This is a genomic window from Pseudoalteromonas nigrifaciens (genome assembly GCF_002221505.1).
GTDB classification, from domain to species: domain Bacteria; phylum Pseudomonadota; class Gammaproteobacteria; order Enterobacterales; family Alteromonadaceae; genus Pseudoalteromonas; species Pseudoalteromonas nigrifaciens.
Genome location: NZ_CP011036.1, coordinates 1075358 through 1094266 on the forward strand (window position 1 = coordinate 1075358; position 18909 = coordinate 1094266).

Sequence of the window (18909 nt, forward strand, 5' to 3'; positions counted from 1 at the left end):
TAAAATGCTTAGATGATTAATACAATTAACTCTTTGGGTCCATGTGCGCCATAGGCAAGCGTCTGTTGAATATCGGCAGTTTTTGATGGACCCGAAATAAACACCACATTAGTAGGCAGCTTATTATGCCACTGCTCCTTTTCAAGTAACTCACTAAAAGTGGGGTAGAGTGTTTGGCTATCCACAATAACAAAGTGTACAGGGGGCACTAACGATAAAGTGCGCGGCTCAGCAACTGTAGGCCACAACACAATCGTGCCCGTTTGCGCAATTGCGCAGCGTGAGCCTGTAATACCAGCCGCTACCTGATCAAACAACCGCTCTTTATGTTCACTAAAGTCAAAGTTATACTTTTCGAGAGTGATCGCGCTGTTTAGCTGTTCAATCTCGTTAGTATATTGGCACTGCTCGCCGTATAGTAAGTGATTAATATTACGTTTTTTTAATTCAATATAAATATGTGTCGCTAATTCGCTGCGAGCTATGCTTATCACTTGCGCATGGTTACTTTTTAATTGTGTAGTAAACTGCTCAAGGTATTGCTGCGGGGTTAACTTAGCATAGTTAACAGCGTATTCTTGAGGAAGTTTGTCATAATCTACTTCTTGTATCTGCTGTTTCAGCTTGTTTAAAATACTTCTGCGTGCATTACTCATTATGATTCCTTGCGTTGCTTTAGCTGCTTTGCTTTTTCACGTTCTTTCACCCGTTGGTGCAATGTTTTTGACGCTAGTTTTGGCGCTGTTCTAGCTTCGGTCCAAGGGCCAAGTTTCGCGGGTAATAAAAACCGTAGCCGTGTTACTAGCCACATGCTCGATTGATACAGCCAAGGAGAGCGATGAATGATGGACCAGATACTCCATATCAACACTTCTTTATTTTTACGACCACTGCCTTGGCCTTTCATTATATGTGGTTGCTGCGATGCTGGTTTGACGCTTTCTTGGCGTAGTCGTAACAGTAATTTAGGGATCGGAATTTTAACCGGGCATACATCACCGCATGCGCCACATAACGACGAGGCGTTGGGGTGATGAGTAGTTGCTTCTAGCCCAAGCATGTGGGGCGAGACAATTTTCCCGATAGGCCCAGGGTATACTGTGCCATAAGCATGACCACCAATACGAGTATACACGGGGCAGTGGTTCATACAGGCACCACAGCGAATACACTGTAATGTTTGACGTAGCTCTTCATCGCTATACATTTGACTACGGCCATTATCGAGTAACACCAAATGTACCTCTTCTGGGCCATCTTTTTCACCGAGCTGGCGTGGGTGACTAATCATATTAAAATAGGTTGAGATCGCTTGGCCGGTTGCACTGCGTGTTAATAAGCTCAGAAGCGGGGGAATATCAACAAGCTTTTCAACCACTTTTTCTATGCCGGTGATGGCAATATGTAACTTGGGCACTGTGGTACACATACGGCCATTGCCTTCGTTCTCTACTAAACATAATGTGCCCGTCTCGGCAACGGCAAAATTAACCCCAGTGATACCCACATCGGCATGGCAAAATTTATCGCGAAGTACTTTTCTCCCTTGCTGAATGAGTGCATCTACGTCGGTGGTGTGCTCAAAACCGGCGATGTTTTTTGTAAACAAATCGGCGACTTGCTGCTTATTTTGGTGAATCGCCGGCATAATAATATGTGACGGGTGCTGTTTAGCGAGTTGTACTATGTACTCACCCATATCAGATTCTAAGCACTCAATATTATTAGCTTCGAGATGATCGTTAAGCGCGGTTTCTTCAGACACCATCGACTTGCCTTTAACCACCGTTTTGCCATCTTTATCAGCAATAATTGCGCTAATAATTTCGTTGGCTTGCGAGCAGGTTTCGGCCCAATGAACCTTAATACCGTTTTGTGTCAGTTGTTGCTCTAACAGCTCTAACAAAATCGGTAACTTTACTAAACTACGTTGTTTTATTAGTTTACATTGCTCTCTAAGTGTTTCTAGCTCATCAAGGTCGCTAAAAGCATTTTTGCGTTTCTCGACCAGATAATCCATGGCGCCGCGAAAATTACTGCGCAGTTCATCGTTAGCTAGGTCGCGTTTAACATTTTCTTTGAAAGAACGCGCTGAAGCGGCATATTTACTTTCGTCTTGTGTCGCTTGACGTGGATCGATATGTTTTTCACTCATATCTCACCTCCTGCGGTGGTGCGACTTAATAGGTAGCTGGCGATATGCTCCCCTTGTAATGGCGCTTTTTGATGCCTCAGTGCGCCATTAATGTTCATCATACATCCCCAGTCAGCACTGACATAACGTACTACGTCGGCGGCTAGTAAGTTGGCGCTTTTATCGGCCACCATTGCATTAGAGATATCACCATGCTTTACTGCAAAAGTGCCACCAAAGCCGCAGCATTCACTTTCATAGTCATGGGTTATTAACTCGACTTGGCTGAGCTGGGATAATAATTTTTTGCTGGTGATATGCACGCCCATTTCTCTGCGTGCAGCGCAGGAAGTATGCATTGCAACCCGTTCATAAGGGCCGCTATCGGTTAGTTTTATTTTTAATGCATGCACTAAAAACTCAGTGAACTCAAAAATACGGTCACAAAACGCATTTATGTTAGGCTCATCTTTAAGTAGTTCTTGGTAGTGATGGCGCATCATACCGCCACAAGAACCAGAAATAACCACAATTGGAATATCTAATGCAAAATGCTTCACTTGCTCACGCGCCACCGCTTTGGCTTGCTCGGTATAGCCAGAGTTATAAGCGGGTTGGCCACAGCAGCTTTGCCCCTGCGGAAAAATAACCTCAATGCCTTGGCGCTCTAAAAACTCAATTGCGTCAATACCTGAGTCAGGAAACAGCGTATCGTTGAGGCAGGTGCCGAATAAGTAAACCTGGGTTGGGTTTGTCGGGTAGTGTCTTAGGTGTATTGTATTTAACTGGCTCATTGCTAATCCTTGTTATCCTAAATGGTTAAGTGGGTCGGTAATATTAAAGACGTAACTGGCGATCAAACCGAGTAATCCAGCAGTGAGTACGTAGTAGAATGTGGGTATGATAGTACGCTTTATGGTTGCCCCTTCTTGATTGAGTAAACCCACCGTTGCAGAGGCGGCAACGACATTATGAATTGCAATCATATTCCCAGCGGCAGCGCCGATGGCTTGCAACGCAACCAATAACGCGCCGGAAATAGACAACGCATTGGCCACTTCAAATTGAAACTGGCTAAGCATCATATTACTCACGGTATTTGAGCCGGCAATAAACGCGCCTAGGGCGCCTACCATAGGAGCAAAAAGTGGGTAGATGTCACCAAAAGTCAACGCAATTAAATTAGCCATAGCAACAGGCATGGCGTCTAAGCCGGCGTCGTTCACGCCAGAATTAATTAAAATACGTACCATAGGAATGGTAAAAATTAACACAAAGCCTGCACTGAATAGTACTTTTGAGGCATCTTTAGCGGCATCAGTAATTTCAGATACTTTCATTTTATGAATAAACAGCGTCAGCAATGATACAAACAACAAAATACCACCAGGTAAATACAATGGCGCAATACTGCCGCTAATATCCGGCTCGTCTAAAATTAGGTTAAATTGTAATGAGAATTGATTAAGCAGTGCTTTTAAATCTGTTGACAAACGACTCGCCACTAATAATAACGCCACTAGCAAATACGGCAGCCACGCTCTAAATAACGACATAGGGGCTTTGATTTTAGTGGGGGCGCTAAAAGCAATATTCCCCAGCCAAGTTGTTGGCCATTTTTCGCGCGGGGCAAAGTCCCATGACTGAGTGGGTATTAAAAACTTAGCTTTCGCGCACGGTACGACTATCGCTAGCCCAACCAAGGCACCAATTATTGAAGGAAATTCAGGGCCGATAAAAACACCGGTTAACGCATACGGGATGGTAAACGCAAGTCCAGCAAATAGAGCAAAAGGAGCCACTTGAAAGCCCTCGCGCCAGCTGTTATTTTTGCCAAAAAAGCGCGTCATCATACAGATCATTAATAACGGCATTAAAGTGCCAGTAATGGCATGGCCAATGGCAACTTCAGAGGTTATTAATACTAAAAATTGCTCCCAGCTACTGTTATTTGTCAGTAATTGTTCACTGAGTAACGCTTTATCTAAGCCATTACTAACACCAATAATAATCGGCGTACCCACCGCACCAAACGATACCGGTGTCGATTGGATCATCATGCCAATCATAATCGCTGCCATAGCAGGAAAGCCCATCGCTACCAAGAGGGGAGCTGCAATCGCAGCGGGTGTACCAAAACCGGTTGCGCCTTCAATAAATGAGCCAAATAACCAAGCAATAATAATAACCTGAATCCGCCTATCGGGACTGATATCGGCAAAACCACTGCGAATCGTGCTGATCGCACCAGAGTGTTGCAATGTGTTGAGCAACATAATGGCGCCAAAAATAATCCATAATACAGAGATGGTCACCAGCATACCTTGAAGGCTGCTTGCTAAAATACGGTTAAATGACATTTCCCAGGCAAAATAAGCAATAGCCATAGTAACGATTAACACCACGGGCATGGCACGCTTTGCTGGCCATTGCAACGGGATCAGCAATAAAGCGGCAAGTAAGATAGGAGTAAAAGCAAGCAGGGCTTGCAGGTATATCGACATAGAGTAACCACGCTTAATTTTTTATAGTAATTTTTATGCTGTTACTCTAGTAGTTAATTTATTGTTTATATATAGTCTGTAAATTAATGAATTGTTTCCAAAAAAGGTGTAATGAATGGCTAATGCCCATGAACTGACGTTATTTTCATTAGTAGTTGACGCACAATCATTTAATAAAGCAGCAGAGGTTGCGGGGATATCGACCCCGGCTCTTTCTAAAAAAATCAGTAGGCTAGAAAAGGATTTAGGTGTGCAGCTATTATATCGAACTACCCGCAAACTAAGCTTAACCGAAGCGGGCAGCTCGCTGTATCAACATGCAAAGTCAATAGAATTACAATTAAATGACGCATTAAATAGTGTTAGTGCCTACCGTGGAGCAATTAGTGGTTCGATTAAAATGACCGTACCGACCATTTCAGGGGAGCTACTGTTAGCGCAAGTAGTGGGCCAATTTTGTGAAAAGTACCCTAATGTGAATGTTGATATGCGGCTAGAGAATGACTTTATTGACTTGGTTGATAAACGCATTGATTTAGCGATTAGAACCGGCGTATTAGCAGATTCAAGTTTAATTGCAAAGCCTATTATTAAATCGCGTTGGGTGGTGTGTTGTGCGCCTAATTATATCGAAAAATTTGGCGAACCAAGCAACTTAGACGATCTAAGTCGACATAACTGTTTAGCCTATACCTATCAAAATAAAGGTGCTCGCGAATGGCGTTTTACTCACCAAGGTGAGGAGGTTAGTATTGCCATTAAAGGAAACTTTTCGGCTAATACCGCACAAGCACTTAGGCAAAATGCGCTATCGGGTTATGGCATTGTCTATGTACCACGTTGTTGTGTGTATGAGCATTTGCTAACTGGCGAACTGGTGGCTATTTTACCTGAGTATCAACCTCGTGAACTAGGGGTATATGCTGTGTATCCGTATACGCGCCATCAGCCAGAAAAAATTAAACTGCTGATCGAGTATATTACTAATGCCTACAGTGAACTTAGCGATTACTTTTAAGCTTGTTTTGTTTGATGGGCAGCAGAGTATGTTGAGGAACTACAATAAAAGACACAACCAAATGCTAAAGCTTATACCACTTAAAACGGTCGACATAACCACAGTGCTGGCAAGCGTTGCTTGGTGCTGTTTTATTTGATTAGCAATAAGGTAGGCATTAACACCTAAAGGCGATGCACTTAATAATATAAGTACGTTGAGTAGTTGCGCCTCTAGCATAAACACAAATCGGCCTAACAATAATACTAAGCAGGGCAGTAATACTAGCTTTAATAATGTGGCGATTAGCGCGGGTTGCCAGTTTTGGCTTATTTTATAAAATGCTAAATTAGCTCCCAACACAAATAGTGCGCAGCCAATAGCGGGTTGTGAGAGTAAATTTAAGCCATTAATAATATCCAGTGGCAATGTAAGGCCTAAAACATTAGCCAATAACCCTAGGCTAATGCTAAGTACCACAGGGTTTAACAGCATGTTTTTGGCAAATTGTTGCCACGAAAACGCACTTTTTTCGCTTTTTGCACTCACTAAAAAGGTGAGAGTAAATAACAATGCACTATGAAAAGTGATAATCATAAATACTATACCAATCATTTCACGGCCAATTGCTGCAATAATTATTGGTAAGCCAACCAGTACGGTATTTGAATAGCTACTGCCAAGAGCAAATACGCTATGGCGTTGATAATCACTGTGCTTAGTAATTAAAAATCGGTCTATTAAAGCGCCAATTATAAAAACACCCACAACCGCAATATAAAAACTTAAAAAGCCATTTAAGCTCACACTATTGTGTAAGTTAGCTTGCGCCATATTTAAAAATAAAAAAGCGGGAATACTAATATAAAAGGTAAATTTACTAATACCAGTTATATGTTGTTGTTCTAAAAATTGTGACTTAGTGCTAATAAAACCAGCAGTAACAATAAATACCAGCGGAAATATAATTGAAAAAATAGACACTAATATCGCCTTAAATAGTATTTAACCAGAGCTGTGGTTATTTAACGCCTAAACTCATCACTTTGCGGTAAATTAATTAAAATAAGTACAGCGCCTTTACCACCATATTCAAGCGGTGCTTGGTGCATTGCAATTACGTCTGGGTGTTGTACTAAATACTGCGGTACTTTGTGCCTGAGTATATGCCCACCAATACCATGAATTATGCATGCACAGTAGTAATGTTTCTTTTTGCATTCGTGGATCAAACCAGCTAGTTCATCCTTTGCAGACTCTTTATTTAAGCCATGCAAATCTAGGGTTAAATCTGGAACAAAGTCACCACGGCGAAGTTGCTTAGCTAAAAAGCGGTCTTGGCCATCTTGTACATAATTAACCGTACCATTGGTATCAATATCAGGTATATATTCATCCGAAAAGAAGAATTCTGACTGTTGTTGCTTTTTTTGCTGGGCAAACTGCTTTGCTTGTGACACTTTAGGCTTATTAGTAAAGCGGTGAGTGTCTTGTTTAAAAACGCGCGCACCACTGATGCTTTGACGAAACATGTCAATGTCATCATTGCTAATTGGGCTGTTTGAATAAGGATCTTTTTTCATAGCGGCAGTCTAAACAAAAAAAGGGTAAAAATCGAGATAAAAGGCGTTACAATAGGGCAATCGGGAGGCGATTGTGGCCTCGATTGAATTAATAATTTTGAAAGTAGCAGGCAGGCAATACACATGAGTGAATTACAAATAGAAGAAGCAACGCTAGAAGAAGCTGTAGCAGAACTTTCAACCTTACACGACTGGTTACGTTGGACTACAAGCCAATTTGCTAGCAGTGGTATTTTTTTTGGTCACGGTACTGATAATGCGTGGGACGAAGCGGTAAATTTATTATTACCCGCATTAAGCTTACCAATAGATGCGCCGAAAGAATTAATGCATGCGCGTTTAACGAGTACAGAAAAAAATAGCTTAGCGGGCTTAATTGCTGAGCGTATTAATGATTTTACCCCAGTGCCATATTTAACCAACATTGCTTGGTTTGCTAATATGCCATTTTATGTAGACGAGCGCGTGCTTATTCCACGTTCGCCATTTGCAGAGTTAATTAATAACCGTTTTACCCCCTGGCTTGAAGAGCCTGAGTCGGTTAAGCGTATTTTAGATTTATGTACGGGTTCTGGTTGTATTGCGATTGCGCTTGCACAAGCGTTTGAAAATGCGCAGGTAGATGCGGTTGATATTTCTTATGAAGCTCTAGAAGTAGCCGACATAAATATTACAGACTACCAGTTAAGTGAACGAGTATTGCCAATTCAGTCAGATGTGTTTAGTGGTGTACCAGGGCAAACATATGACCTGATCATAGCTAATCCGCCGTATGTTGATGCTGAGGACATGGCCGACTTACCGCGTGAGTTTCATCATGAACCAGAACTTGGTTTGGCTTCAGGCCACGACGGCCTAGACGTAACCCGCACTATATTAAGCGAAGCAAGTAAGCACCTTACTGCAAACGGTTTGTTGTTTGTAGAGGTAGGTAACTCTATGGTACATATGGATGCATTGTATCCGGGTGCGCCATTTGAATGGGTGGAGTTTGAACAAGGTGGTTTAGGTGTGTTTGTTATTAGCAAACAGCAACTTGATACTTACTTTGCAGATAAATAAAAGTATAAAAATACCGCCGAGCTTTGAGCTCGGCATTTAGTCGTCATTAGGAATGAGGAAAAGTAATGGCAGGTAATAGCATTGGACAGTTATTTAAAGTGTCTACTTTTGGTGAAAGCCACGGCGTTGCATTAGGCGGCGTTGTTGATGGTACACCAGCAGGTCTTGAAATCACCGAGGCCGACCTACAAATAGATTTAGACCGTCGTAAACCGGGGCAAAGTCGTTATACCACGCAGCGCCGTGAAGACGATCAGATAAAAATTCTTTCAGGCGTTTTTGAAGGTAAAACCACAGGTACTAGCATAGGTTTACTGATTGAAAACACCGATCAACGCTCAAAAGACTACGGCAAAATTAAAGAAGTGTTTCGCCCAGGTCATGGCGATTACACCTATTGGCATAAATACGGCCTGCGCGATTATCGCGGTGGTGGTCGCTCATCAGCGCGCGAAACGGCAATTCGTGTTGCTGCGGGCTCTATTGCTAAAAAATACTTAAAACAATTTCATGGTATCGAAATAAAAGCCTGCTTAAGTCAGTTAGGGCCGATTAAAGCAGACGTTTTTGATTGGAACGAAGTTGAAAACAACTTATTCTTTTTTCCTGATGTGAGCAAGTTAGAAGCACTTGATGAGTATATGCGCGGCCTTAAAAAGCAAGGTGACTCAGTAGGCGCAAAAGTAAAAGTAGTGGCAAGTAATGTACCTGTAGGGTTAGGCGAGCCAGTATTTGACAGATTAGACGCTGAACTTGCGCATTCATTAATGAGCATTAACGCGGTAAAAGGTGTTGAAATTGGCGACGGCTTTGATGTAATTGAGCAAAAAGGCTCAGAGCACCGCGATGAACTAACACCTAATGGTTTCACTTCAAACCATGCGGGCGGTGTATTAGCCGGTATTTCTACGGGGCAAGATATTATTGCTTCTATTGCGCTAAAACCTACCTCAAGCATTACTATACCGGGTAACAGTATCAATACTGAAAACGAAGCGGTTGAGATGATCACCAAAGGTCGTCACGATCCGTGTGTAGGTATTCGTGCTGTGCCAATTGCTGAGGCGATGATGGCCATTACTTTAATGGATCATTTGCTACGTCAACGTGGACAAAACCCACATGTACACCACGAGCATGGGCCGATACCCGGTTCGGTATAATTAGAGTTACATTAAGTAGATAATAAAAACGCGGGCGATCCGCGTTTTTTGTATTTATTTATCAGTGCAAGTTCAACTTTTTTACTAAAGTTAATTAAACAGGTTTGAGGGAGCTAAATGTGACAATGACAAATAACGTAAAGGCTCAACAACAAGCTGCACTGAGAAGGCTGGAGCGATTTAGCTTCATTACCGACAGTAGTTTAAAAATTCCTTTTACTAATTTTAAAGTTGGTGCCGATGCGATTATTGGTTTATTGCCCGTTGCCGGTGATATGGCCGGTTTTATTTTATCTGCTTATGTATTAATTGAAGCGCAGCGCTTAGGTGTTAGCTGGACTATAAAACTACGTATATTAGCTAATATGCTTATCGACTTTGTGGGCGGTCTACTACCCATAGTAGGCGATATTTTTGATGCTTACTTTAAAGCAAATACCCGAAACACCCAGCTACTAAAAAAATACTTAGCGCAGCAAAAGTAATAAAGCAATTTAGCTTTTACCCTTGTTAAAAAAGTACTCTGCAATAACCTGCTTTTGTTGACCAAACTGATCTGAAACTCCTATACCTACACCTATTATTTGCCCCTGCGCTTTAGGTGGGTTAGCCTGCATTTGTTTATTTATAACAGCCAGTTGAGGGCTTTTTTCGTTAGCTAACAATGTTAAATGTGGCTGAAAGTTTTGAAAAACATTAGGGCTGCCGTAGCGCTTAAATGCAGTTAACTTGTTGGGGTAGTTTTTAACCCAAGTAGGCACAGTAGCATTTCGCTCGCGCAGCGGTTCAATAGCAAGTGTTACCTCGTCAGATAGTCTTTGTAATTGTCGCGACGGCTGTAAATTAATAAAGGCCCAATTACTTTGCGTTACGCTAAAGCCTTCAGCGGTTATGGGAAAAGGCTGTTGTTGCGCTACGATGTTTTTTACCGCAAGTTTAATTGCCTCCTCTGTACCGGGTGCAAAGTCAGTTAAATATAAAGTAGCGTGTACCGGCATGCCTTTATCGTAAAAGCTAACCATACCCGCTTGTTTTAATGCATCACTGGTTTGCGCCATTAAAGTAATGATTGGTTGCGAAGGAATAGCAAACACATTAATACTGATGTTTTTTGCAACAGCAGGCTGTGATACACCCAAAAGCCCAAGCAGGGCAATAAATAAAAATTTAACCATTTTTATACTCATTAGTTTAAACATAATTTTAGTATTTCATTAAGCAGCTCTGTCGTTATAGTGATGGTAAGGGTTATTGCTCAAGCAGTAAATACGCCAAACAGTATAAATACCAGCTATTTGACAGCACCTTATATAGCTATTATTAGCTAACCCCACGGGCTTTATAAAACGCCGTTACATGGAAGTGTTAACCCGCTATCCAATTTTTTACATTCGCTGCGAAAGCCCGTACAATTCACCTCGTTTTTAGCGCGCACATTTTTAATATAATGAGCAGTAAGCCCTATATTCAGAGTAAGTAATTAAACTTTTATGCATAAAATTGCTGATTTAATTTCTATTTTTGCAGCCACTTTTGACCAAAGCTATAATACGCGGCTGGTTAAAGGCGAGCACGAACCTATTTATATTCCTAGCTGTGATAAAACGCCGTATCACCAAATTGTGTTTGCTCATGGTTTTTACGCCAGTGCCCTGCACGAAATAGCACATTGGCTGGTGGCGGGCGATAAGCGCCGTTTACTTGAAGATTACGGCTATTGGTATTGCCCCGACGGCCGCGATAAGCAAAAACAAGCCGAATTTGAAAATGTAGAAATAAAACCGCAAGCCATTGAGTGGCTATTGAGTACCGCCGCAGGTTTTGAATTTAATGTGTCGGTAGATAATTTAAATGGCGAGCAAACGTGTCGTTTTGATTTTCAGCAGCGAGTACACCAACAAGTTTTAACACTTATTAATAACGGTTTTAACTCCCGTACCGAGGCATTGCTAAAAGCACTAAGCCATTTTTATAATACGCCATGGCCAATGAGTGCACAGCAATTTAATTGGCAACATCCCAAGGAGCTCAAGGATGCAGTTTAAGTTAGGTTTAATTATAAACCCGCTAGCGGGTTTAGGCGGCACTGTAGCGTTAAAAGGTAGCGATGGCGCAGCAACTGCAGCCAAAGCGCTAGCACTTGGCGCTCAGCCTAAAGCTAATAGTCGTACAAAAGCCGCACTTGAAGTATTACTGCCTTATAAAAACCAATTAACTATTTATACAGTAAATGGCGATATGGGCGAGCACTGTGCTAAAGCACTCGGCTTTAAGGTGCAAGTAATATATAACAGCAATGCTATAACCACAGCCAACGACACAGAGCAGGCTGTAAAAGCACTTAAAGAGCTAGGTGTAGATTTAGTTTTATTTGCTGGAGGCGACGGCACAGCGCGTAATATTTGCCATGCTGTTGAGGACACAATACCCGTACTGGGTATTCCTGCTGGCTGCAAAATACATTCAGGGGTATATGCAATCACGCCAAAAGCAGCAGGGCGTGTAGTCGAAATGCTGGTAAAAGGCGATTTAGTTACCTTAGGTGACGCCGATGTAATGGACATTGACGAAGAGGCATTTAGACAAGGCACAGTTAAAGCTAAACGTTATGGCGAAATGCAAGTACCAAGCGAAGTGCGTTACATGCAAGCGGTTAAAAATGGCGGTAAAGAAACCGACGAGTTAGTGCTTGTAGATATTGCCGCCTATGTGGTGAGTGAAATGGATGAGGACACTTTTTACATTATGGGCAGTGGCTCAACCGTTGCTGCAGTGATGGAAGAAATGGGGCTAGAAAATACACTGTTAGGTGTCGATTTAGTTAAAGATCAAACACTCATAGCGCAAGACCTAACCGCAGCGCAATTACTTGAGCATACGCAAGGTCAAAAAACTAAATTAGTGATCACCTTAATTGGCGGCCAAGGACATATTTTTGGTCGTGGTAATCAACAGCTTAGCCCCGCGCTTATTCGCGCTATTGGCACTAATAACATTATTGTAGTAGCTACAAAAACAAAATTGCAGGCTTTAAATGGCCGCCCACTTATTTGTGACACCGGCGATAGCAGTTTAGATGATGAACTAACCGGTTATATTAAAGTTACATGCGGATTTAACGACCACATTATGTATGCAGTAGGGTATTAATACCCATTGCAAAACCAGGAGACAGAATAAATGAGTTTAGTAAACTATATTGATGCAGCCCAACACTATTTTGATGATTTAGTGATTAAAGCCACCGATGATGAATTATTTGCAGGAGGCTATTTGCGAGGTCACTTTGACTTAGCAGTAGGGTATGCGCAAGTAGAAAAGCTAACTATTAGCACAGATGAACTTAACGAAACCGTAGAGCAAAGCTTAGTGAAGGCTTATCATAATGGTGAACTTAATGAAGATGACAAAACCCTTGTTGCTCGTTTGTGGGAAGAAGTAAAAGCATTGGCCTGAGTAAACCTAGGCTAAAACTAATTTAAACGCGATACGCTACTGGCTTATCGCGTTTTTTTTGTTTAAAAGTATTGATATGAGGGAGTTAGCCTCAGGTTAATTTACTGTTGTGTAAAGATAGGATATGGTTATTGAAAATATGATTTAGAGAGCTTTAAAGAATGAATAATAACCAAAGTGCAGTGCCAACTGGTTTAATTGCACGATTTTTAAATTTTGTTGAACGGGTAGGTAATAAGCTTCCTGATCCGGCCATTATATTTTTGTTTGCCATGTTACTAATTTGGTTTTTGTCGTGGTGGTTTTCAGGCGTAAGCTTTGATGCAATAGATCCACGTACCGGCGAAGCCATTATTATCAATAATATGTTAGCAAGTGATTCGCTCGCCACCTTTTTATCCTCTATGGTAAAAACCTTTACCGGCTTTGCACCCTTAGGCGTAGTGTTAGTGGCTATGTTAGGTGTGGGTGTTGCAGAGCATTCGGGCTTTATTAATACCGGCCTTAAGTTAATGCTTAAAGTGACGCCTAAAAAGTTATTAACGCCTTCAATTATTTTAGTGGCCATTGTAAGCCATACCGCAACTGATGCAGGTTATGTATTAGTTATTCCACTAGCTGGGGTTATATTTTATGCTGCAGGGCGCCATCCGCTTGCGGGTATTGCTGCTGCATTTGCGGGTGTGAGTGGTGGTTTTGGGGCTAACTTTATTCCATCGGGTATCGACCCATTGCTACAAAGTTTTACCCAAAGTGCGGCGCAAATAATTAATCCTGCAATGACAATTAACCCGTTAAATAACTGGGCATTTGCTTCAGCATCTAGCTTATTTATAGTGGCATTAGGCTGGTATATTACCGATAAAATTATAGAACCACGTTTACAAAAAACCGCGGTAGATGGCGCTAAAGAAGATTTACCCGTATTTGAAGATGCCCGCAGTGATGAAAAACGTGCATTTATAATTGCCAGTTCAGTTATGGTTGCAGGCCTTGCGTTACTTGCTTATGTATCGGCAGATAGTAACTCGGCAATGCGCAGCAGCGATGGCTCGTTAACTAATTTTAGCTCGCCATTAATGCAATCTATCGTACCGTTAATCTTTTTATTATTTTGGATACCCGGCGCGGTTTACGGCTTTACCGTAGGCACCTTCAAAACCTCTAAAGACATGATAGATGCCATGAGTAAAGCGATGAGCGGCATGGCATATTATATTGTAATGGCATTTTTCTGTTCGTTATTTATTGCCGCATTTAGTAAATCAAACTTAGGTGCATTGCTAGCAATCGAAGGCGCGCAGTTATTAAAAGCAATGCAGTTGCCAAGTGCAGTAACGGTTGTGGGAATTATCTTTTTAACCGGCTTTGTTAACTTATTTGTAGGTTCAAGTTCAGCAAAATGGGCATTACTTGGCCCCATATTTGTACCTATGTTAATGCAACTTGGTATTTCGCCAGACTTAACTCAAGCGGCTTATCGTGTTGGTGACTCAAGCTCTAATATTATTACACCGTTAATGCCCTATTTCCCATTAGTGGTGGTGTACTGTCAAAAGTATGTGAAAGGCACCGGCATAGGCACTTTAATTGCTATTATGCTACCGTACTCAATCGCCTTTATGATTGGCTGGAGTATCTTTTTATTAGGTTACTGGGCACTTGGTATCCCACTCGGGCTTGATGCCAGCTACGTTTACCCAGCGCTAGCGCCTTAACGTAAAACAAATAGGTAATATAGTAAAAGCCTCATCATGAAATTGGTGGGGCTTTTTTGTGTTAAGAGATCAGATTTAACCGTAGGGCAAACACTGTACCCCGAATAAAGTAACCCAATAAAAGTAATGCCAATAAAAGTTACTATGGCATTGCCTTCCTCATTTACTGCTGATTGTCTGCTCTTTGTTTAAATGCTTTTAAGTGAGTTATTCACCAAGAGGATAGGAGACACTGCGCTTTAGAGAAGTAATAGAGCAGTGCAGATAAGAAAGGGGTGTGCAGGCGAGAATTTAGCTGTGAGGTAGAAAAAACGCCAAGCCTACTTTATTAGGGATTATTATTTTCTGCCTAGAGCCTAGAGCCTAGAGCCTAGAGCTTTATTTTAGGCACAAAAAAACCTTGCTCACTTACGTGGCAAGGTTTTTATTAAAGAGTCGTTGCTTATTTCGGCGTTGTAAAGCTTACTGGGCGACGTTCTTTACGAGGACCACTGCGCTTATCACCGCGTGCGCTGTCATCTTTATTAAAGCTGCGTTTTTCACCGCCAGCTGGACGCTCAGAGCGTTCGCCACGTGGCTCAGCAGGACCTTGATCAGCAGTGATTGTTAAGCCCATAGGACGTTTACAAATAAACACTTTTTGGAAATGATCAAGTACATCTTTAGGCATGTTTTTCGGTAATTGAACCGTGCTGTGATTATCGTGTAGACGAATATCACCAATAAACTTGCTTGAAATGTCAGCTTCGTTAGCAATAGCGCCAACAATGTTCTTAACCTGAACACCATGTTCACGACCTACTTCGATACGGTATGTATCCATAGGACCTGCATCACGGCTGTTACGCTCACGAGGTTTACGTTCAGCGCGCTCGCCACCACGTTCACCGCCACGTTCGTTACGACGACCACGATCACCACGGTCATTGCTACGTGGGTTACGATCATTGCGCTCGTTACGTTCGCGAGGTTGAATCTTAACTTCTTCAACCTTAATTGGAGATTGTTGCTGTGCTAAACACAGTAACGCACCAGCAAGGTCTTCAGCAGAAAGTTCAAGCTTTTGAGCCATGTTTGCTGCTACTTCATTAAAGAAAGTAATATCTTTGTTTTCAAGAGCAAGTGTTAACTTGGCTTGTAACGCTTCGATACGTTTTTCTTCAACAATTTTAGCTGTTGGTAATTCAACTTGTGCAATATCTGAATTCGTATGACGAATGATATTTTTAAGTAAATAACGTTCGTTATGTTTTACGAATAAAATTGCTTTACCAGTACGACCAGCACGACCTGTACGGCCGATACGGTGAACGTAGGCTTCAGAATCTTGTGGAATATCGTAGTTGATAACTAAACTTAAACGGTCAACATCTAGACCACGTGCCGCTACGTCTGTTGCAATAACAACATTTAGCATGCCGCTTTTTAAGCGCTCTACTGTGCGTTCACGTGCTTGCTGGTTCATGTCACCGTTAAGTGGAGCGGCAGAGAAACCTTCGCGCTCTAATAATTCAGCAAGTTGTACTGTATCGTTACGCGTACGTACGAAAACAATAGCGCCTTCATATTGCTCAGCTTCTAAAAAGCGAACAATGGCTTTATTTTTATGAATGCTTGCATTCCAAAACACTTGCTCTACTGATGAAACAGTTGAGTTACGCGCAGAAATATGAACCTGTTCAGGATTGTTCATATACTTGCTGCTGATGTTTTGAATTTGCTTAGGCATGGTCGCAGAGAAAAGACATGTTTGCTTTTCGCGCGGTGTTTTTTCCATGATGTTTTCTACATCATCGATAAAGCCCATACGTAACATTTCATCGGCTTCATCAAGTACAAGTGCTTGTAGAGCATCAAACTTGATAGTGCCACGGTTAATATGATCGATTAAGCGACCTGGAGTAGCTACGATAACTTGCGCGCCACGACGAAGTGCACTTAGTTGGATACTGTAGCTTTGGCCACCATAAAGTGCCAATACTTCAATACCACGAACATGTTTAGCATATTGTTCAAATGCCTCAGCAACTTGGATCGCAAGCTCACGGGTTGGTGTGAGTACAAGGATCTGTGGCTGTTTCACAGACGGGTCAATATTATTTAATAGTGGTAGTGCAAATGCTGCGGTTTTACCTGTACCCGTTTGAGCTAGTCCCAGTACGTCCTTTCTTTCTAGCAATAACGGTATACATTGAGCTTGGATTTCAGATGGTGTCTTGTAACCCAACTCTTCAACTGCCTTCAAAATTGCAGGAGAAAGATTTAGAGATTCAAACGTGACTGGTTCTGACATTAATACGCCTCAACGAATTTAAAGAGGCGCGCATTATAAAGGATAAATGCGGTAAATGCTTGTAGAAATTACAACTAATTTATAGGTGGTTGATGTTGGTCGAAATTTAACCAGTTAAGTGACTTAATTATTTAACTGGTTAACATATTTGATACAGAACTTATTGATAAAGTCCAAGATTCTCTTTGGCGTAGGCCTCAAACTCTGTAAAACCACCAATGTGTTTTTGGTCTACAAAGATTTGCGGCACTGTTGGGCAAGGTTTGCCGGCAGACTTTTCAAGATCTTCTTTACTTATGCCTTCTTTAATAATGTCGATATAGCGAAATTTAAAATCATCACGTTCATTTGATAGTTGTTCTGCTACGTCTTTAGCACGAACACAAAATGGGCAGCCTTCACGACCAAAAATTACAGTTAACATAGTGAACTCCTCAATTAAATTGCTACTAGTGTAACCAATTGAGTTAAATATTAAAGAGCAAACAAGCGATTAAGCTGTTCGCTTTTATTGATATGCCTTAGGGATCAGCGTTTTTAAATAATCGCTACTGTTATTGGGCGCTTAATGTGGTGTTAAAAGTAAAATAAATAATTTTTTGAAAAATCATCTTGAAAACAATTTTGCAGTCCATATATAGATAAGTAGAGGACGCCTGATGGGTCCTTGTTAAACAGAAGTAATTGAAATTTATATTATTAATTAAACTTCATTTGTGTTTGTTCACTAGAAAAGCACAACTGAAATATCGCTTAAATATGAGGATATTATTATGCGTACAGTAGATTTATCACCCCTTTATCGTTCATTCATCGGTTTCGATCATTTAGCGTCTTTAATGGATGCGGCAGCGAGTTCAGATAAGCAGCCAAGCTTTCCTCCTTACAATATCGAAGCGCTCGATAAAGACAAATATAGAATCACTATGGCGGTTGCTGGTTTTAGCAATAGCGAACTGACAATCGAGTCAGAAAATAACACCCTAAAAGTTAGCGGGGTTAAACAAAGTAAATACGATAGTAAAGAGCGTAAATTTATTCACCAAGGCATTGCAGATCGCAATTTTGAGCGTAAGTTTCAGTTAGGAGATCATGTAAGAGTTATCGCTGCTGATTTAGCCCATGGTTTACTCAGCATAGATTTACAACGTGAAATACCTGAAGCGTTAAAACCGCGCAAAATAGCAATCGGTGGCAATGATTTGCTCGAAGATAAGTAATTCACTTTAAATATTTTCCACTGTTTTAGCCGCCTCGCTTGAGGCGGTATTTTTACCATTGTAATTTATGTTTAACGACCTTGTTGTGTATTTTAAAAGAGTAAATTTAAAAAATTATTTGTTATTTGCTTGAAAACAATTTTAACGTCCATATATAGATAAGTAGAGGACGCCTGATGGGTCCTTGTTAAACAGAAGTAATTGAAATTTATATTATTAATTAAACTTCATTTGTGTTTGTTCATTAGAAAAACACAACTGAAATATCGCTTAAATATGAGGATATTATTATGCGTACAGTAGATTTATCACCCCTTTATCGTTCATTCATCGGTTTCGATCATTTAGCGTCTTTAATGGATGCGGCAGCGAGTTCAGATAAGCAGCCAAGCTTTCCTCCTTACAATATCGAAGCGCTCGATAAAGACAAATACCGAATTACTATGGCAGTTGCTGGTTTTAGCGAAAGCGAGCTGAGCATAGAGTCAGAAAACAACACACTTGTTGTTGCGGGTATTAAAACGGGTAAAGAGCAAGCCAGTGAGCGTAAATTTATTCATCAAGGTATTGCAGAGCGCAACTTTGAGCGTAAATTTCAGCTGGGGGATCACGTAAAAGTACTTGGTGCCGATTTAGCAAATGGCTTATTGAGCATTAACCTTGAACGCGAAATACCAGAAGCACTTAAGCCACGCAAAATTGAAATAGGCAGTGGTAGCCTTATAGAAGGCAAGTAATTTAATAAGCTTAGTTTTTGATTATCCCCGTAAAGCCGCTTT

Annotated in this window: 19 protein-coding genes; 10 read left to right on the plus strand and 9 right to left on the minus strand. The window is 41.2% G+C overall.

Annotated elements, in window-relative coordinates; all coding sequences use genetic code 11:
• Positions 1 to 8: 8 nt before the first annotated feature.
• The 4 genes from PNIG_RS05095 to PNIG_RS05110 are packed head-to-tail and all read right to left on the minus strand — an operon-like array spanning position 9 to position 4638.
• Positions 9 to 656, minus strand: a complete 648-nt coding sequence (locus PNIG_RS05095) for a LutC/YkgG family protein (RefSeq protein WP_011327664.1) — start codon at positions 654 to 656, stop codon at positions 9 to 11.
• Positions 656 to 2155, minus strand: a complete 1500-nt coding sequence (locus PNIG_RS05100; RefSeq protein WP_011327665.1) for a LutB/LldF family L-lactate oxidation iron-sulfur protein — start codon at positions 2153 to 2155, stop codon at positions 656 to 658. The genes PNIG_RS05095 and PNIG_RS05100 overlap by 1 nt, the downstream gene beginning before the upstream one ends.
• A complete protein-coding gene (locus PNIG_RS05105; RefSeq protein ID WP_011327666.1) occupies positions 2152 to 2928 on the minus strand; it encodes a (Fe-S)-binding protein in 777 nt (258 codons plus the stop codon). Before PNIG_RS05105 ends, PNIG_RS05100 begins: the two co-directional genes overlap by 4 nt.
• A gap of 12 nt (positions 2929 to 2940) precedes the next feature.
• Positions 2941 to 4638 (minus strand): L-lactate permease, encoded by a 1698-nt coding sequence (locus PNIG_RS05110; protein ID WP_011327667.1) that lies wholly within the window; start codon positions 4636 to 4638, stop codon positions 2941 to 2943.
• Positions 4639 to 4753: 115 nt separating this feature from the next.
• Here PNIG_RS05110 and PNIG_RS05115 point away from each other — a divergent pair, with 115 nt between their 5' ends.
• Positions 4754 to 5656 (plus strand): LysR family transcriptional regulator, encoded by a 903-nt coding sequence (locus tag PNIG_RS05115; protein ID WP_089367949.1) that lies wholly within the window; start codon positions 4754 to 4756, stop codon positions 5654 to 5656.
• Positions 5657 to 5695: 39 nt separating this feature from the next.
• Here PNIG_RS05115 and PNIG_RS05120 read toward each other — a convergent pair whose 3' ends face one another.
• Positions 5696 to 6619: an AEC family transporter gene (locus PNIG_RS05120; protein WP_089367950.1), complete on the minus strand. Its 924-nt coding sequence runs from the start codon at positions 6617 to 6619 to the stop codon at positions 5696 to 5698.
• Positions 6620 to 6660: 41 nt separating this feature from the next.
• On the minus strand, positions 6661 to 7218 hold the full coding sequence (gene smrB / locus PNIG_RS05125; protein WP_089367951.1) for an endonuclease SmrB: 558 nt from the start codon (positions 7216 to 7218) through the stop codon (positions 6661 to 6663).
• 123 nt (positions 7219 to 7341) lie between these two features.
• Here smrB and prmB point away from each other — a divergent pair, with 123 nt between their 5' ends.
• The 3 genes from prmB (at position 7342) to PNIG_RS05140 (ending at position 9928) form a co-directional block, all read left to right on the plus strand.
• The gene (prmB, locus tag PNIG_RS05130; RefSeq protein ID WP_089367952.1) at positions 7342 to 8280 is read left to right on the plus strand and encodes a 50S ribosomal protein L3 N(5)-glutamine methyltransferase; all 939 of its coding nucleotides are present in this window, start codon (positions 7342 to 7344) and stop codon (positions 8278 to 8280) included.
• Between the two features lie 65 nt (positions 8281 to 8345).
• A complete protein-coding gene (aroC, locus tag PNIG_RS05135) occupies positions 8346 to 9443 on the plus strand; it encodes a chorismate synthase (RefSeq protein WP_089367953.1) in 1098 nt (365 codons plus the stop codon).
• Between the two features lie 125 nt (positions 9444 to 9568).
• Positions 9569 to 9928: a DUF4112 domain-containing protein gene (locus PNIG_RS05140; protein ID WP_089367954.1), complete on the plus strand. Its 360-nt coding sequence runs from the start codon at positions 9569 to 9571 to the stop codon at positions 9926 to 9928.
• 9 nt (positions 9929 to 9937) lie between these two features.
• Here PNIG_RS05140 and PNIG_RS05145 read toward each other — a convergent pair whose 3' ends face one another.
• On the minus strand, positions 9938 to 10618 hold the full coding sequence (locus PNIG_RS05145; RefSeq protein WP_244181063.1) for a 2'-5' RNA ligase family protein: 681 nt from the start codon (positions 10616 to 10618) through the stop codon (positions 9938 to 9940).
• 315 nt (positions 10619 to 10933) lie between these two features.
• Between PNIG_RS05145 and PNIG_RS05150 the strand changes: the two genes are divergently transcribed.
• From PNIG_RS05150 to PNIG_RS05165, 4 genes are all read left to right on the plus strand, one after another.
• Positions 10934 to 11488 (plus strand): elongation factor P hydroxylase, encoded by a 555-nt coding sequence (locus PNIG_RS05150; RefSeq protein WP_089367956.1) that lies wholly within the window; start codon positions 10934 to 10936, stop codon positions 11486 to 11488.
• Positions 11478 to 12593 (plus strand): ATP-NAD kinase family protein, encoded by a 1116-nt coding sequence (locus PNIG_RS05155; protein WP_089367957.1) that lies wholly within the window; start codon positions 11478 to 11480, stop codon positions 12591 to 12593. The genes PNIG_RS05150 and PNIG_RS05155 overlap by 11 nt, the downstream gene beginning before the upstream one ends.
• A 30-nt stretch (positions 12594 to 12623) precedes the next feature.
• Positions 12624 to 12899, plus strand: a complete 276-nt coding sequence (locus tag PNIG_RS05160; protein WP_011327677.1) for a YfcL family protein — start codon at positions 12624 to 12626, stop codon at positions 12897 to 12899.
• 161 nt (positions 12900 to 13060) lie between these two features.
• Positions 13061 to 14617 (plus strand): AbgT family transporter, encoded by a 1557-nt coding sequence (locus tag PNIG_RS05165; protein ID WP_011327678.1) that lies wholly within the window; start codon positions 13061 to 13063, stop codon positions 14615 to 14617.
• A gap of 442 nt (positions 14618 to 15059) precedes the next feature.
• On the opposite strand, the gene PNIG_RS05170 is transcribed toward PNIG_RS05165, so the two are convergent.
• Both PNIG_RS05170 and PNIG_RS05175 read right to left on the minus strand, forming a co-directional pair.
• The gene (locus tag PNIG_RS05170) at positions 15060 to 16910 is read right to left on the minus strand and encodes a DEAD/DEAH box helicase (protein ID WP_089367958.1); all 1851 of its coding nucleotides are present in this window, start codon (positions 16908 to 16910) and stop codon (positions 15060 to 15062) included.
• A 160-nt stretch (positions 16911 to 17070) separates the two neighbouring features.
• Positions 17071 to 17334: a GrxA family glutaredoxin gene (locus tag PNIG_RS05175; protein ID WP_011327680.1), complete on the minus strand. Its 264-nt coding sequence runs from the start codon at positions 17332 to 17334 to the stop codon at positions 17071 to 17073.
• A 349-nt stretch (positions 17335 to 17683) separates the two neighbouring features.
• Between PNIG_RS05175 and PNIG_RS05180 the strand changes: the two genes are divergently transcribed.
• Entirely contained in the window at positions 17684 to 18130 is a 447-nt protein-coding gene (locus PNIG_RS05180) for an Hsp20 family protein (RefSeq protein ID WP_089367959.1), read from the plus strand.
• Positions 18131 to 18420: 290 nt separating this feature from the next.
• Positions 18421 to 18867: an Hsp20 family protein gene (locus PNIG_RS05185; RefSeq protein ID WP_011327682.1), complete on the plus strand. Its 447-nt coding sequence runs from the start codon at positions 18421 to 18423 to the stop codon at positions 18865 to 18867.
• Positions 18868 to 18909 lie beyond the last annotated feature (42 nt).

What these genes read in the sequence shown, in the direction of transcription:
- PNIG_RS05185 (WP_011327682.1), top strand. Translation starts at nt 18,421, where the DNA reads ATGCGTACAGTAGATTTATCACCCCTTTATCGTTCATTCATCGGTTTC.
- PNIG_RS05100 (WP_011327665.1), bottom strand. Translation starts at nt 2,155, where the DNA reads ATGAGTGAAAAACATATCGATCCACGTCAAGCGACACAAGACGAAAGT.
- PNIG_RS05175 (WP_011327680.1), bottom strand. Translation starts at nt 17,334, where the DNA reads ATGTTAACTGTAATTTTTGGTCGTGAAGGCTGCCCATTTTGTGTTCGT.
- PNIG_RS05095 (WP_011327664.1), bottom strand. Translation starts at nt 656, where the DNA reads ATGAGTAATGCACGCAGAAGTATTTTAAACAAGCTGAAACAGCAGATA.
- PNIG_RS05145 (WP_244181063.1), bottom strand. Translation starts at nt 10,618, where the DNA reads ATGGTTAAATTTTTATTTATTGCCCTGCTTGGGCTTTTGGGTGTATCA.
- smrB (WP_089367951.1), bottom strand. Translation starts at nt 7,218, where the DNA reads ATGAAAAAAGATCCTTATTCAAACAGCCCAATTAGCAATGATGACATT.
- PNIG_RS05150 (WP_089367956.1), top strand. Translation starts at nt 10,934, where the DNA reads ATGCATAAAATTGCTGATTTAATTTCTATTTTTGCAGCCACTTTTGAC.
- PNIG_RS05165 (WP_011327678.1), top strand. Translation starts at nt 13,061, where the DNA reads ATGAATAATAACCAAAGTGCAGTGCCAACTGGTTTAATTGCACGATTT.
- PNIG_RS05110 (WP_011327667.1), bottom strand. Translation starts at nt 4,638, where the DNA reads ATGTCGATATACCTGCAAGCCCTGCTTGCTTTTACTCCTATCTTACTT.
- PNIG_RS05160 (WP_011327677.1), top strand. Translation starts at nt 12,624, where the DNA reads ATGAGTTTAGTAAACTATATTGATGCAGCCCAACACTATTTTGATGAT.
- aroC (WP_089367953.1), top strand. Translation starts at nt 8,346, where the DNA reads ATGGCAGGTAATAGCATTGGACAGTTATTTAAAGTGTCTACTTTTGGT.
- PNIG_RS05115 (WP_089367949.1), top strand. Translation starts at nt 4,754, where the DNA reads ATGGCTAATGCCCATGAACTGACGTTATTTTCATTAGTAGTTGACGCA.
- PNIG_RS05170 (WP_089367958.1), bottom strand. Translation starts at nt 16,910, where the DNA reads ATGTCAGAACCAGTCACGTTTGAATCTCTAAATCTTTCTCCTGCAATT.
- PNIG_RS05105 (WP_011327666.1), bottom strand. Translation starts at nt 2,928, where the DNA reads ATGAGCCAGTTAAATACAATACACCTAAGACACTACCCGACAAACCCA.
- PNIG_RS05140 (WP_089367954.1), top strand. Translation starts at nt 9,569, where the DNA reads ATGACAAATAACGTAAAGGCTCAACAACAAGCTGCACTGAGAAGGCTG.
- prmB (WP_089367952.1), top strand. Translation starts at nt 7,342, where the DNA reads ATGAGTGAATTACAAATAGAAGAAGCAACGCTAGAAGAAGCTGTAGCA.
- PNIG_RS05180 (WP_089367959.1), top strand. Translation starts at nt 17,684, where the DNA reads ATGCGTACAGTAGATTTATCACCCCTTTATCGTTCATTCATCGGTTTC.
- PNIG_RS05155 (WP_089367957.1), top strand. Translation starts at nt 11,478, where the DNA reads ATGCAGTTTAAGTTAGGTTTAATTATAAACCCGCTAGCGGGTTTAGGC.